The organism is Citrobacter sp. RHB36-C18 (genome assembly GCF_013814485.1).
GTDB lineage: Bacteria > Pseudomonadota > Gammaproteobacteria > Enterobacterales > Enterobacteriaceae > Citrobacter > Citrobacter braakii.
In genome coordinates, this window is record NZ_CP057125.1 from 2,364,393 (window position 1) to 2,378,956 (window position 14,564).

Consider the following 14,564-nt stretch of genomic DNA (forward strand, 5'->3'; position numbering starts at 1 on the left):
CGGATGCGACGGGGTCTTATCCGGCACCAGATATCTTTATTGCGCCACCCAGCCGCCATCCATATTCCACGCCACACCATGCACCTGCGACGCCCCGTCTGAGCACAAAAATAGCGCAAGCTCACCCAACTGTTGCGGCGTGACGAATTCGCGCGACGGCTGTTTTTCCGCCAGCAGGGCGTCACGCGCGGCGTCAGGCTCAGCGCCTTCGGCAATACGTTTATCGATTTGCTGCTGGACCAACGGCGTAAGCACCCAACCGGGGCACAGCGCATTACAGGTAATACCCGTCTGCGCGGTTTCCAGCGCAATGGTTTTGGTTAACCCCACCACGCCGTGCTTCGCCGCCACATAGGCGGATTTCTCTTTTGAGGCCACCAGGCCATGAACAGAAGCGATATTGATGATGCGTCCCCAGTTACGCGTACGCATGCCGGGGAGCGCCAGGCGCGTGGTGTGAAAGACAGAAGAGAGGTTAATGGCGATAATCGCGTTCCATTTATCAACCGGGAAGGTCTCCACCGGTGAAACATGCTGGATCCCGGCATTGTTGACCAGAATATCCACCCCGCCAAATTCGCTATCGGCATAGCGCATCATGTCGGCAATTTGCGCTTCATCGCTCAGGTCCGCGCCATGATAGCCCGGCGTTTTACCATACTGCGCAATGGCATCTTTGGCGGCTTCCACATCACCAAATCCGTTAAGGATCAGGGTAGCGCCCGCTTGCGCCAGCACCTGTGCGATGCCTAATCCAATACCGCTGGTAGAGCCGGTAATCAGAGCGGTTTTTCCCGTTAAGTTCATGATGATTCTCCTTAAACAATTCCGGTGGTGTAGAAGACGCCGATAACAAACAGCACGGCCAGACTTTTAATTACGGTAATGGCGAATATCCCGCCGTACGCCTGACGATGGCTAAGACCGGTTATGGCCAGCAGGGTAATGACCGCACCGTTATGCGGCAGAGTATCCATACCACCACTGGCCATTGACGCCACGCGGTGGAAGACCTCGAGGGGAATATTGGCGGCATGGGCGGCGGCAATAAAAGTGTCAGACATGGCGGCGAGGGCAATACTCATCCCGCCAGACGCTGAACCGGTGATCCCGGCAAGCGTAGTGATACTGATAGCCTCATTGAGCAGCGGGTCGGGAATGGCCGCCAGCGCTTTTGACAGCACGAGGAAACCTGGCAGGGCGGCGATCACTGCGCCAAAACCGTATTCTGATGCGGTGTTCATGGCCGCGAGGATCGCACCGCCAACCGCCGTTCGGCTTCCTTCCGCCAGGCGACCTTTAATGTTGCGATAGCCGAAGAGCACCACCAGCAGGATCCCAGAAATCAGCGCCGCTTCTACCGCCCAGATAGCGGTGATTTTACCGACTTCGGTGGTAATCGGTTTGGCAAGGCCCGGAAGTTCCAGTTGATGCGTAGCGCCATACCATTGCGGGATCCAGTTGGTAAATAGTAGGTTAAAAACGCCAACCAGGATCAGCGGAGAGATAGCAATTATCGGGTTCGGCAGGTTAATGTTATCCGGCGTTTCCGGCTCGTTTAACAGTTCAGTGCCGTACCCTTCATTCTTTGCCTGCGCTTTACGACGCTGGCGCTCGAGATAAACCAGACCGACAACGATGATAAACAGAGAGCCGATCAAACCCAGCCAGGGCGCGGCCCAGGCATTAGTTCCAAAGAAGCTGGTCGGAATAATGTTCTGGATCTGCGGCGTGCCTGGCAGAGCGTCCATGGTGAAGGAAAACGCGCCCAGCGCAACGGTGGCTGGGATCAGGCGCTTCGGAATATTACTCTGACGGAACAGCTCCGCCGCAAACGGATACACCGCAAATGCCACCACGAACAACGATACGCCGCCGTAGGTCAACAGTGCACACACCAGCACAATCACAGGGATGGCGTGACGACGCCCGAGAATGTTGATGGCGGCGGCAACGATGGAGCGAGAAAAACCCGATAACTCGATTAACTTGCCAAACACAGCGCCCAGTAAGAACACCGGGAAGTAAAGCTTCACAAAACCGACCATTTTTTCCATAAACAGGCCGGTGAAGGCAGGGCCGACGGCGCTGGGTTCGGTGAGCAATACAGCACCTAATGCCGCGATGGGGGCAAACAGGATGACGCTATATCCGCGATAGGCTGCCAGCATCAGCAGGCCCAACGCTGCCAGGGCGATTAATACACTCATCATGACTCCTCAATATCATTGTTATAGTGGGGGTACAGAAAGAGAAGTTACGGTTTCAGGGCAAAGCGCAGTTGATGCTCTCTGCGTTGCTGGATATATTCCTTGCGCGAATCATCCCAGCGATAAAATCCCTGGCCGCTGCGCAAACCGGTATCACCGTTAGCCACCTTGTCAGCGACCAGAGACATCATGTCGCTCCCGGTTGCCAGCTCCGGTAGCAGATGCCGACAAATGTCCTGTACCGTAGAAAGTCCGGTCATATCCGCCGCCTCCAGCGGACCGACCATCGCATAGCGACGACCGAGCGAGGCGCGCATTACCTGATCCACCACCTCTGCGCTGGCGATCCCGCTTTTTACGATATGCAACGCTTCACGCAGCAGAGCGAACTGCAGGCGATTACCGACAAACCCCGGCGCGGCGCGGTCGAGCACAACGGCTTCCAGTTGCATCGAAAGCAGCAGCTGTTGCAGTTCCTGCAGATATTCCGGCTTCGTGGCCGTGCCGGGTACAATCTCAACCAGTGGAATAAAATGCGGCGGGTGCCAGAAATGGGCGATTAACAACCGCTCAGGATGGGCGAGCTTTTCTGCCAGCGCATCCGGCGGCAGGCCGCTGGTGTTACTGGCAATGACGGCCTCAGGCGCGATCAGTGCTTCCAGTTGTGCATACAACGCGTGCTTGAGTTCGAGTCGCTCTGGGATGGCTTCGATCAGTAACCCGCACGCGGCAATATCGTGCAGCGAGGTAGTGCCATGCAGACGACTCACAGCCTGTTCTTTGTCGTTTTTAGGAAACTGTTCGGTGGCAATCAGTTCATCCAGAATACCGCTGGCAACTGCGCCAATGTCTGCAATACGGTTGCTATCGGTGTCGTACAGCCAGACATCGTGACCATAACGGACGAAGTGGGTGGCAATACCGACACCCATTAACCCCGCGCCCAGTACGCAGATATGCTTACTTTTCATGAGATACCTCCTGCGGGCGCTCAACCGCCAGCGCCACCCCCTGACCGCCGCCTACGCACAGCGTAGCCAGCCCTTTGGCGGCGTTACGGCGGGCCATTTCGTGCAGCAAAGTCACCAGAATTCGGCAACCTGACGCCCCAATGGGATGGCCCAGCGCAATCGCGCCGCCGTTTACGTTCACCCGATTGCTGTCCCAGTTCAGGGATTCGCCAACCGCCAGCGCTTGCGCGGCAAAGGCTTCATTGGCTTCAATGAGATCGACATCATTCAACGTCCAGCCAGCTCGCTTCAGGCACTGAAGTGATGCCTCTACCGGCCCAATGCCCATAATCGCAGGGTCGACGCCGGAGACAGCGTAGCCCGCCACTCTGGCAAGAACCGGCAGATTGAGTTCTGCTGCTTTGGCGGCGCTCATCAACATCACCGCGGCGGCGCCATCGTTGATTGAAGAGGCATTCCCGGCGGTCACCGTGCCGTTACCTGGGCGAAATGCTGGTTTGAGCTGCGCCAGCTTTTCGGCCTGCGTATCCGGACGAGGCTGTTCGTCACGATCCACGACACGCGGCGGTTTTTTGCCCTGCGGGACGCTGACTGGCGTGATTTCCGCGCTAAAACGACCGGCTTCAATGGCGGCGGCCGCTTTTTGCTGTGAGCGCAGGGCAAAGGCGTCCTGCTGCTCGCGACCGATCACGAACTTATCCGCCAGATTTTCCGCGGTAATCCCCATGTGATAGTCGTTAAACGCATCCCACAGACCGTCATGCACCACGCTGTCTTTCATGCTGGCATGACCGAGCCGCAGTCCCGCCCGGGCGCCGTCGAGGAAATAGGGCGCATTGCTCATGCTCTCCTGCCCACCGGCAATCACAATTTGCGCATCGCCGCAGCGAATCGCCTGGACCGCCTGATGCACCGCCTTCATGCCCGAGCCGCACACCAGATTCAGGGTTAACGCGGGCGTGGTGACCGGCAGTCCTGCGCGTAACGCCGTTTGCCTGGCAGGGTTCTGGCCGCAGCCAGCCGTCAGAACCTGGCCGAAGATCACTTCATCAATTTGCTCAGGTGCCACGGCGGTTTTTTCCAGCAGCGAACGGATCACCACTGAACCTAGTTCAACCGCGGAAAGCGGCGCCAGCGCGCCATGAAAACTGCCAATTGGGGTGCGCGTTGCCGCGACAATAACAACATCCTGCATGGTCAGCTCCTCAGCTAAAGTGCATTTCGGGGACATTTTCGGGAACGATCAGCTTGCCGGCGGTTCTGGCGACTATCTCATCGACGCTGATGCCCGGCGCTCGCTCGCGCAGAATGAACGCCCCATCGGCAATCTCCAGCAGCGCCAGATCGGTAAGCACACGTTTAATACAGGCCACGCCGGTCAGCGGCAGGGTGCAGGCGGGAAGCAGTTTCGACTCGCCGCTTTTAGAGGCATGCGTCATCACCACGATGATGTTGTCGGCTCCGGCAACCAAATCCATCGCGCCGCCCATGCCTTTCACCATTTTTCCGGGGATCATCCATGAGGCGATATTGCCGTTAACATCCACTTCAAACGCGCCGAGCACCGTCAGGTCGACGTGACCGCCGCGGATCATGGCGAAGGATTGCGCCGAGTCGAAGATTGCCGCGCCTTTGCGCGCCGTCACGGTCTGTTTCCCGGCGTTGATCATGTCAGCATCAATTTCGTCTTCCGTGGGAAACGGGCCCATCCCCAGCAAGCCGTTTTCCGATTGCAGCATTACGTCCATGCCTTCAGGAATGTAGTTCGCCACCAGAGTAGGAATACCAATCCCGAGGTTGACGTAATAACCGTCTCGCAGTTCGCGGGCGACACGCATCGCCATTTGTTCACGCGTTAACATGGTCAGGCTCCTTTCTGGCGCAGGGTGCGTTGTTCAATACGTTTTTCAAACTGCCCCTGGATAATGCGGTTAACGTAAATTCCGGGGGTGTGAATTGCGGCGGGGTCCAGCTCTCCGGGAGGGACAATTTCTTCAACTTCCACGACGGTAATACGCCCAGCGGCAGCCATCAGCGGATTAAAATTCTGTGCGGTGTGGCGATAAATAACGTTGCCGTACCAGTCGGCTTTCCAGCCTTTAACCAACGCAAAATCACCGGTTATCGCCTGCTCTAAGATGTAAGGGCGTCCGGCAAACTCGCGAACCTCTTTCCCTTGCGCGACCGGGGTTCCGTATCCGGTCGCGGTAAAGAATGCCGGGATCCCCGCGCCGCCCGCGCGCAGCTGCTCTGCCAGCGTGCCTTGCGGCGTCAGGATAGCTTCCAGTTCACCGCTGAGAACCTGCTGCTCAAACAGGGCGTTTTCACCTACATAAGATGCGACCACTTTGCGTACCTGGCGCGTTTCCAGCAGAACGCCAAGGCCAAAACCATCCACGCCGCAGTTGTTTGACACAACCGTAAGCCCCTGAACCTCCCGACGGCGTACTTCGGCAATCAGGTTCTCAGGGATCCCACATAAGCCAAAACCGCCCGCCAGCAGCGTCATGTTATCGGTCAGTCCTTCCAGCGCCTCTTGATAGGTGGCAACCCGTTTATCCAATCCAGCCATATACTTGCCCCTCCTGTTGTCCTTGCCGACATCATTGGGGGTGAAAAATGATTTGTTAATTTTAAATTTGTGACTCACTCATTGGGTTTTTTTATCAATTTAATGTTAATTAAAGGTATTCAACAAGTTAAAGGAATGCGAAATGGGAATGAGCATCAAACAGTTACGCGCGTTTTTAGCGGTAGCTCACACTCTGAATTTTGCTCATGCCAGTGAAAGACTGAATATGTCGCAACCCGCTTTAAGCCTGGCGATTAAAGGACTGGAGGATTCACTGGGCGGGGCGTTACTGTTGAGAACCACCCGCAAAGTGACCCTGACGCAGGAGGGAGAAACGCTGCTCAACATGGGGCGACAGCTGCTGGCGGACTGGGAGAATACGGAAGAGGCAATGCGCCAACGCTTTACGCTGCAGCGCGGGAAAATTTCTATTGCCGCCATGCCCTCATTCGCCGCTAACGTCCTGCCATCGGTACTGAAAACGTTTCGTGATTCCTACTCCGGGATCAACGTAACGGTACATGACGTCATTAACGAACAAGTGATTGAGATGGTCAGTGAAGGGCGGGTGGAGATGGGCATCGCCTTTGAGCCGGACTCTTCAGGGCATCTGCATTTCACCCCGCTCGGCGTGGATCGTTTTATCGCGATTGTTCCGCCGACATGCAAACTGGCGGGTCGGGATCGTATTGCGTGGCGCGAATTACTGACGCTGGATTTTATCACCCTGCAACGTCCTTCCGCCGTGCGCCTGATGCTGGAAGAACAGCTGGTGCAAAGTGGGCATACGCTGGAAGTGGCGCTGGAGAGCCATCAACTGGTGACGGTTGGTCGCCTGGTGGCGAGCGGACTGGGCGGCAGCGCCGTGCCCGCATTGTGCCGTACGCAAATGACAGAGCTGGGTGCAACCTGTATCGATCTGGATACGCCGGTGATCCAGCGTCGGATCGGCGTTTTGCGTTCGGCGCATCATAAGTTATCTACCGCTTCTGAAGTGCTGGTGGATTCACTGAAAAAGGCGTATTGCACCTGACTCTCACGCAATACGCCAACCGTTCAGCTCATGCTACCGCCCGCCAGCAGCGAACTTCACCACCGCTATCACTTTTCAGCAATGCCTGTTTCTTCTCACAGCCGCTGGTCGCCAGTGGACATCTGTCACGGAAAAAACAACCCTGGGGCAGCGTTCGGTTCCCCGGTAGTTCGGTTTTCCGTAACACCAAATCCTCCGCCAGCGGTGCTCCCGTTTTAGGGACCGAATCCAGCAATAATCGCGTGTAGGGATGGGCGGGCTGCGTGAGAACCTGCTGCGCATCGCCCAGCTCAACAATTTGCCCGAGGTACATCACCGCCACGCGGTCGCTCATATGGCGGACCACCGACACGTTGTGCGAGATCAGCACGTAGGTCAGGTTTCTGCGCGCCTGCAATGACACCAGCAGATTGAGAATTTGTGCCTGCACGGAGATATCCAGCGCCGAAGTAGGTTCATCAAGCACAATCACGTCCGGCTCTGATGACAACGCCCGGGCGATGGCAATACGCTGGCGCTGTCCACCCGAAAACGCATGCGGCAGGCGGTCGAGATATTCAGGACGAATTCCCACTTGCCGCGCCAAATCTTCAGCAAGCATACGGCGCTCACGTTCTGCAGGACGTTTTTGGATCCACACCGGTTCGGTGATAATCCGCCATACCGGTAAGCGCGGATCCAGCGATGAAAGGGGATCCTGAAAGACCATTTGCATACCGGTATGCTGCTTGTCACCACGGCGCGCATAGTTGCCCTGACTGGGTTTCAGCATCCCCATCAGCAGTTGCGCCAGCGTACTTTTTCCACAGCCGGACTCGCCAACAATCCCCAGCGTTTCCCCCTGACGGATCTGTAAATCCAGACCATTGAGGGCATGCACCCGTTCCGTTACCTTGCCGAGCCAGTTTTTACGCGCAGGGAAGTTGACATGAACATTCTGCAGCGCCAGTAAAAAATCAGACATGTGTTGTCTCCAGTTGCGGATACCAGCAGGCAGATTGTTGATCCCCGCCTCCCTGACTGCGTAACGCAGGTGTTTCTTCACAACGGGGGCCAGCGGCAAAGCAGCGCTCGCGAAACGCACATCCCGTCGGTAAGCAGGTTAAGTTCGGCACGGTGCCGGGAATGGCGGGCAGCAATGCGCGCGGCTCGCCGTGTTCCGGCGCGCATTTCAGCAGACCAATGGAATAGGGATGCGTCGGGCGTTGAATAACGGTTTGCGTTGGGCCACTCTCAATCACGCTTCCGGCATACATGACGTACAACCGGTCGCATAACTGTGAAACCACCGCCATATCATGGCTGATAAATAACACGGCTGTCCCGCTAGCTCGCGCTTTTAACTTCAGCAAACGCAGCACCTGCAGTTGCACCGTGACGTCCAGAGCGGTGGTCGGTTCATCGGCAATGATAAGCTCCGGTTCACACGAAAAGGCCAGCGCTATCATTACGCGCTGGCGCATCCCGCCGGAAAGCTCAAACGGGAAACGCTTCATGACTTCCGCCGCATCCGGGATTTGCATCTCCTGGAGTAAAGCGATGGCTTTCTGACGGGCATCCGTGCGGCTTAACGCCTGATGATGGCGGATAACCTCCACCATTTGCTGACCGATGCGTCGGGTCGGATTCAGCGCCGTCATGGGTTCCTGAAAGATCATCGCTACGCGTGCGCCGCGCCATTGGCGCATTTGCTTCTCGCTGGCATTGAGCACATCTTCCCCCAGCAGCGAAACGCGTCCCTGGTGGATATGATAACTGCCTTCCGGCAGCAGACGCATGGTGAGCATGGCCGTCACGGACTTACCGGAACCGGACTCACCAACCACGCCAACGATTTCTCCGCGGTTGATATGCAGCGATACATGGTTAAGCGCATGCACGTCAGCTTTATAGCCGGGAAAACTCAAATGCAAATCTTCGATTTCCAGCACGGGTTGTGTCATGACTGTTTTCCTCCGGCTTTCGGGTCAAGCAGATCGCGAATACCATCGCCAAAGAGATTAAAGCCCACGGCGGTAATCAGAATGGCGGCACCGGGGAAAGCGCAATACCACCACTGATCAAGCACATAGTTACGGCCTATTGCGACCATCGCTCCCCATTCAGCGCTGGGTTGCTGTGCGCCCAGACCGATAAATCCGAGCGTGGCGGCCATCAGGATCGCACTGCCGATATCCAGCGACGCTTGCACAATTAGCGGGGGCAGAGAGTTACGTAAAATGTGCCAGCTAATCAGATGCCAGCGTGATGCGCCGTAGGTCCGCGCCGCCTGCACATAGGTAAACTGGCGCACTACTAACGTTTGACCGCGTGCGAGGCGCACATAAAACGGAATACGTACGATAGCAATCGCCAGCATGGCGTTAAACAGGCTTGGACCCAACGCGGCGGCCAGCGCCATCGTCAGCACCAGCGAGGGAATGGACAGCATAATGTCCATTATTCGCATAATAATTGCATCGGCGCGTCCGCCCATGACGCCAGACAAACAGCCCAGCAGCGAACCCAATCCCCCGGCGATACCCACCACGACCAGACCCGCAACGACCGATTGTTGGCTACCCACCAGAACGCGGCTGAACAGATCGCGGCCGACTTCATCGGTACCAAACCAGTGAGCGGCTGACGGGGGCAGCAGGCGTGCACTCAAATTGATGGCATTAGGGTCGTGAGGGGTTATCCACGGCGACAGCACCATCAGCAGCAGTATCAACACTATGATGACCCCGCCAACCAGCGTCAGCGGGCTGCTTTTCATCATCCAGAACAGTTTAGCCCAGTCCGTGCGACGGCGTGTTGTCTGAGGCGCGGCTGGCGTTTCTTGTGTGAGCATCATTGTGCGTCTCCGCGTCCAATTCGTGGATCGATCCACAAGTAGAGTAAATCCACCACCAGGTTAACCAGCACATAGGCGAAAGAGACCACCACGGCAAATCCCATCACCGCCGGGAAGTCGAGCGCCTGAATCGACGTCACCACCCAGGCGCCCATTCCCGGCCAGGCGAAGACCGTTTCAGTCAGCACCGCACCGTAGAGCAGATCGCCCAATGCCAGGCCGAGAACGGTTATCGAGGGGATAAGCGCATTTGGCAACGCGTAACACAACACGATGTACCAGCCCGGCAACCCACTGGCGCGAGCGGTGCGAATGTAATCTTCACTCAGTTGCTCCAGCATGGCGGAGCGAATCTGACGGGCAACGATCCCCAGGTGCACAAAGGCCAGCGTCAGTGATGGCAGGATCAGATGCTGAAGCGCATTGAAAAAGACTTCGCCATTGCCTTCCAGCAGTGCATCAATCAGATAGAACCCGGTGACGTGAGTTGGCGGATCCAGCCAGTCATCTAAACGTCCACCGCCGGGTAAAATTTGCAGATGACCATAAAACAGTACGATAACCCCCAGCCCCAGCCAGAATGCTGGCGTGGAGATACCGGTGATCGCCATCAGGCGAACGAGGTGATCAAGCCAGCGGTTGCGCCAGACCGCAGATAAAATGCCCAAAGGAATACCGATAACCAGCGCCAGCAACAAGGAGCAGAAAGCCAGCTCAAGGGTGGCGGGGAAGAAGATGCGCAGCTCATCCAGCACCGGACGTCCGGTGCGAATAGAGGTGCCTAAATCGCCGTGAAAAATGTCGCTGACATAGCGAAAAAACTGGACATACAGCGGTTGGTTCAGCCCCAACTGTTGGCGAATATTTTCGACAATTTCATCGCTGGCGCGATCGCCCGCCAATAACCGCGCGGGGTCGCCAGGTATCAGGTGCGAAATAATAAAAGTGATTACGCAAACACCGATAACCACCAGAATAAGTCCCCAGCATCGCTGGCGTAAAATGCTCCAGAACGTCATTAGCTTCCCCTTGCGGAGCCAGAGCGGCTCCGCATTAACGTGGCTTATTTACTCATGGTGGAGATATTGAAGACCTGTTCCAGCATGGGGTTGAATACAAATCCTTTGACGTCTTTGTTCATCGCCAACTGATAGTTTTTCTGGAATAAATAGACGTAGGCGGCTTCATCAATCACGATAGTTTGCGCCTGCTGGTAGTCATTGGTTCTGGCAACCTGATCGGTCGTGGCCAGCGCGCTACGCAGCAGCTTATCGACCTCACCGTTTTCATAGAACGAACGGTTACCCGGCAAGCCTTTCTTATCTGACTCAAACCAGTAGTTCATAAACATGTACGGATCGGCGAAATCAGGGCTCCAGTTGCCAATGGCAATGTCGTAATCTCCTTTGCCCACGCGGTCACGCATGGTGGCGTTCGCCAGTTTTTCCAGCTTCACCTTAATGCCCAGTTTGCCAAGGCTTGCCTGGGTCGCGAGCGCGATAGGTTCCCAGTTGGGGTCATTATCCGAGTACAGGAAGCTCAGACTGTCAGGTTTGGTGGCAACTTTCTCCCACGCCGCTTTCGCTTTGGCTTCATCGAAACTGTACTGCATGGCCTTGTCGTCAAAACCCCACATGCCTTCAGGGATCGGACCTCGCATTTGCTTACCGTTGCCGCTCAGGATCCCGTTTACCATGCCTTTATAATCGGTGGCCCACGAGATGGCGCGGCGTAAATCCACCTGATTGAGCGGCGCTTTACTGTTATTCAGATACAGATAGGTCACGCGCAACGAGGGATAATCCGCCACGTTAACTTTGCCTTCCTGTTTTAAGGCGGCAAGCTGGTCAACCGGAAGCGCATCGGCAATGTCGATATCACCCCGCGACAATTGCAGACGGCGAGAGGCGCTTTCACCGATGATTTTTACCGAAACCCGCTTAAACGCAGGTTTTGCACCGGCATAATATGGGTTAGGAACCAGCACCAACTGCTGTCCCTTTTGCCAGCTTTTGAGCATGAAGGGACCGGAGCCTGCCGTATTCTGCGCCAGGAATCCGCGGGCATCGTCTGCGGAATGCTCTTTTAAGACGGCCGGGTTAATAATTGAAGCCCCATCATTGGCCAGCGTATACAGGAACGGCGCAAATGGCTGGCTGAGGGTAAACTTCACCGTATTGTTATCGATAGCCTCGACCTTCAGATCTTTTGGGAACGCTTCTGCAGGCCCCTGGCCGATTTTGAGCAGGCGTTCAAAAGATTGCTTTACCGCATCAGCCGTCACCGGCGTTCCGTCGGCGAATTTGGCATCGTTTTTCAGGATAAACGTCCACTCTTTCTGGTCGTCAGAGGCCTTCCAGCCGCTGGCCAAATCGCCTTCAACTTCCGTGGAGCCTTTACCGCCATCCGTTTTGTACTGAACCAGCCGCTGATAAGAGGGATAGGTGACCGTCCAGTCGTTGTTATCGATGGTCACGGCGGGATCGAGTGTCTGCGGATCGGCAGCTTTGCCGATCACCAGCATATCTTTGGGAACGGCGGCCTGCGCAGCGGGCAGGGCAAACGCCAGCGCAACGGCTATCAGAGCGGGGCGAAAAAACGCGTTTAACGCAGGTGTAGTCTTCATAACCAGGCTCCAGAATTAAAGGGAATGTTGTGTTGTTATGGGTGTGACAGTGTAACAATCTATCTGATCGTCAAGCAGCGGATAGCGGGCGGAATCAGGTAATTCAAAATGCCACCACTCGCTGGTGATACCGACAAAACCGCCGCCAAACATAATGGCATTGAGCAGCAGGCGGTTGCGCTGCGCAGCCGGAGGAACAGAAGGGTGCCAGGCATGGGAACGGTCGTGCATCTCATCAAAGCCCGCGCCCATATCGAGAAGATTGCCACGATCGTCCATTAGCGTAACGTCAATGGCCGTCCCGCGGCTGTGATTGGATCCTATCGCCACATCAACAACATACTGAGGATCTGGACACGCATTCCACAGCACCGCCTGCGCCTGCTGCGGGCGATACGCGTCGTATACCACAAGTTTCAGGCCCGCCAGTTGCGCAATACTGATGCTTTTCGCCAGCGCAGTGACCGCGTCGGTGTGCAACAGGCAACGAGCTTCCCGGTAGATAGGGGCGCCGGTAATGTTGTCTGCCGTAGCGTATTTAAGATCGATATGCAGCGACGGGAATATCACCGACAGATCGACCAGTTCTGGGGTTTCTGACATAGCACGTTTCCTGTTTATTGTTCGAATTGACCAAATTGTTGTTGTAACTGGCGATTGGTTTGCAGGCGTTCTGCGAGGGAGTCACCCAGTTGTGCCACCACCGCAGAGAGTAATAAGTTGAACAGACAGCTCACCGGAGCCAGTGAGTCCCAGAAATGTCCGGTGTCAGTTTTCACCTGAAGTAAGTCAATGGAATAGTCTCTGGCCCACGGGCACCACACATCGGTGATTAACGCCAGCGGAATGCAGCGTTCTGTGGCAACGCGGCAATATTGTCGCGAGATAGCGGAATAGGCGCGCATATCGGTGATCACCACGTAAGGCTGGGTGAATCCTGAATTCAGCGACTCGACCCAACTGCCGGAAAGCCCTTCGGAGTAGCTGACTTTAGGCCGCAGGTATTCCAGGTGACTGAAAAAGGCGTTAGCGATCCCGCGGGTGGACTGGATCCCAAGGATATACACGGCTTCCGCATGCGCCAGCCGCTGCGCTATGCGTAAAAACGTTTCGCCTTGCGCGAGTTGATAGACATAGGTAATGGCGTCGATTTCCAGTAACAGCGACTGCTGCGCGCGATCTGGCAGGCTTTGTTGTTGGTGCCAGGAGTCCAGCCGCTCGTTCATCCCCCAGGGTTGATAGGCGACGACGGGTAGCTCCCGCAGGCTGGCTTTTGCATCTTCCAGATTGCGAAAACCCAGTTTACGCAGATAGCGTCCAACGGTAATGCCGCTGGTTCCGGTCGCTTTAGCAATACCATCCGCGGTTTCAAAAGGGATCTGCACAGCATGGGCTAACAGCCACCCGGCCACGCGCTTTTCGCTGGGCGTCAGTTGGCTAAAGGTCTGCTCTATGCGGGTAAATAACTCCGGTTTCGCTGTCATTACCTTCTCGCTGTTAATTGTTTGTCAGAGTACGGTTCACTGTTAGCAAATTAACAATGCAGGACGCGTGCCATGTTGGTAACAGCGGCACGCTGACCATTTTTGTTAAAAATCAGCCCATATCCGTTAACTAATGATCAACATTTGTGCAGCGTAGTTCAGTTTTGGTGCAGCGACAGGGGAAGAAGGGTATGAATCTGCTGATTTCGTCGGAACGATCACATTGTGGCCACGTTTTACGCCCAGACATCAGAATCAGTAATGTGAAATATAAATTTCAGCCATATCAATGGTGGCAATCTTTATTCTTATGACGTTAGGGGTATTATTTTTTGCGAACTACATTAACGGTTTGAAGCGCAAGTGTAGATATTATTTATATTATAAATGGAGTACTACAATGAATAAATTCTCCCTTTCTACAGCAGGTATTCTGGTCGCAGCGCTGTTAACCAGTGTCAGCGTCAATGCAGCAACTGATAACGCTAAAACTGAAGTGACTCCAAAAGGCATGAATTGCCAGGAGTTTATTGATTTGAACCCGCAAACTATGGCCCCGGTGGCTTTCTGGGTGCTCAATGAAGACGAAGATTTCAAGGGTGGCGATTACGTAGACTATAACGAAACCGTGACTACAGCAGTTCCTCTGACCGTTGAACTTTGTAAAAAACATCCGCAGAGCGAATTAAGCAAAATAAAAGACGAAATCAAAAAAGAATTATCCAAATAAGATTAAGTCATTATTAAAACCCAGCCAAAGTGCTGGGTTTTGCTATTTGTGACAATGTCACCTATTTATTTTGTGATACTTAAGAAAACTTTATAAAGATAT

The 14,564-nt window shown here is 55.1% G+C and carries 15 protein-coding genes; 2 read left to right on the forward strand and 13 right to left on the reverse strand.

Going from position 1 to position 14,564, the window contains the following annotated elements; translation table 11 throughout:
• Positions 1–36: 36 nt before the first annotated feature.
• Genes HVZ52_RS11225 through HVZ52_RS11250 form a run of 6 tightly spaced genes read right to left on the reverse strand, consistent with a single transcriptional unit; the run spans position 37 to position 5,753 of the window.
• Entirely contained in the window at positions 37–807 is a 771-nt protein-coding gene (locus tag HVZ52_RS11225; protein WP_181599247.1) for a 3-hydroxybutyrate dehydrogenase, read from the reverse strand.
• Between the two features lie 11 nt (positions 808–818).
• Positions 819–2,213 carry a GntP family permease gene (locus HVZ52_RS11230; protein WP_220132812.1) on the reverse strand — a complete coding sequence of 465 codons (1,395 nt, stop codon included), beginning with the start codon at positions 2,211–2,213 and terminating at the stop codon, positions 819–821.
• A gap of 44 nt (positions 2,214–2,257) precedes the next feature.
• Positions 2,258–3,181, reverse strand: coding sequence for a 3-hydroxyacyl-CoA dehydrogenase family protein (locus HVZ52_RS11235; RefSeq protein ID WP_016153099.1), 924 nt, complete (start codon positions 3,179–3,181; stop codon positions 2,258–2,260).
• Positions 3,171–4,376 carry an acetyl-CoA C-acetyltransferase gene (locus HVZ52_RS11240; RefSeq protein ID WP_047417444.1) on the reverse strand — a complete coding sequence of 402 codons (1,206 nt, stop codon included), beginning with the start codon at positions 4,374–4,376 and terminating at the stop codon, positions 3,171–3,173. The genes HVZ52_RS11235 and HVZ52_RS11240 overlap by 11 nt, the downstream gene beginning before the upstream one ends.
• Positions 4,377–4,386: 10 nt before the next feature.
• Positions 4,387–5,043 (reverse strand): CoA transferase subunit B, encoded by a 657-nt coding sequence (locus tag HVZ52_RS11245; RefSeq protein WP_016153097.1) that lies wholly within the window; start codon positions 5,041–5,043, stop codon positions 4,387–4,389.
• A gap of 2 nt (positions 5,044–5,045) precedes the next feature.
• On the reverse strand, positions 5,046–5,753 hold the full coding sequence (locus HVZ52_RS11250) for a CoA transferase subunit A (RefSeq protein ID WP_016153096.1): 708 nt from the start codon (positions 5,751–5,753) through the stop codon (positions 5,046–5,048).
• Positions 5,754–5,895: 142 nt separating this feature from the next.
• Here HVZ52_RS11250 and HVZ52_RS11255 point away from each other — a divergent pair, with 142 nt between their 5' ends.
• Entirely contained in the window at positions 5,896–6,786 is an 891-nt protein-coding gene (locus HVZ52_RS11255) for a LysR family transcriptional regulator (protein ID WP_016153095.1), read from the forward strand.
• Between the two features lie 28 nt (positions 6,787–6,814).
• Here HVZ52_RS11255 and HVZ52_RS11260 read toward each other — a convergent pair whose 3' ends face one another.
• From HVZ52_RS11260 to HVZ52_RS11290, 7 genes are read right to left on the reverse strand one after another with little or no spacing between them, the layout of a single operon-like run.
• Positions 6,815–7,750, reverse strand: coding sequence for an ABC transporter ATP-binding protein (locus tag HVZ52_RS11260; RefSeq protein ID WP_016156538.1), 936 nt, complete (start codon positions 7,748–7,750; stop codon positions 6,815–6,817).
• Entirely contained in the window at positions 7,743–8,729 is a 987-nt protein-coding gene (locus tag HVZ52_RS11265; protein WP_016156537.1) for an ABC transporter ATP-binding protein, read from the reverse strand. Before HVZ52_RS11265 ends, HVZ52_RS11260 begins: the two co-directional genes overlap by 8 nt.
• Positions 8,726–9,622, reverse strand: a complete 897-nt coding sequence (gene ddpC, locus HVZ52_RS11270; protein WP_016156536.1) for a D,D-dipeptide ABC transporter permease — start codon at positions 9,620–9,622, stop codon at positions 8,726–8,728. Before ddpC ends, HVZ52_RS11265 begins: the two co-directional genes overlap by 4 nt.
• Positions 9,619–10,641: an ABC transporter permease gene (locus HVZ52_RS11275; protein ID WP_016153091.1), complete on the reverse strand. Its 1,023-nt coding sequence runs from the start codon at positions 10,639–10,641 to the stop codon at positions 9,619–9,621. The genes ddpC and HVZ52_RS11275 overlap by 4 nt, the downstream gene beginning before the upstream one ends.
• A gap of 44 nt (positions 10,642–10,685) precedes the next feature.
• Entirely contained in the window at positions 10,686–12,248 is a 1,563-nt protein-coding gene (locus tag HVZ52_RS11280) for an ABC transporter substrate-binding protein (RefSeq protein ID WP_181599248.1), read from the reverse strand.
• Between the two features lie 15 nt (positions 12,249–12,263).
• Complete coding sequence (gene ddpX, locus HVZ52_RS11285; protein ID WP_181599249.1) at positions 12,264–12,851, reverse strand: D-alanyl-D-alanine dipeptidase; 588 nt, start codon at positions 12,849–12,851, stop codon at positions 12,264–12,266.
• 14 nt (positions 12,852–12,865) lie between these two features.
• Complete coding sequence (locus HVZ52_RS11290) at positions 12,866–13,732, reverse strand: MurR/RpiR family transcriptional regulator (RefSeq protein ID WP_016156533.1); 867 nt, start codon at positions 13,730–13,732, stop codon at positions 12,866–12,868.
• Between the two features lie 400 nt (positions 13,733–14,132).
• Here HVZ52_RS11290 and hdeB point away from each other — a divergent pair, with 400 nt between their 5' ends.
• Complete coding sequence (gene hdeB, locus HVZ52_RS11295) at positions 14,133–14,462, forward strand: acid-activated periplasmic chaperone HdeB (protein ID WP_003019999.1); 330 nt, start codon at positions 14,133–14,135, stop codon at positions 14,460–14,462.
• Positions 14,463–14,564 lie beyond the last annotated feature (102 nt).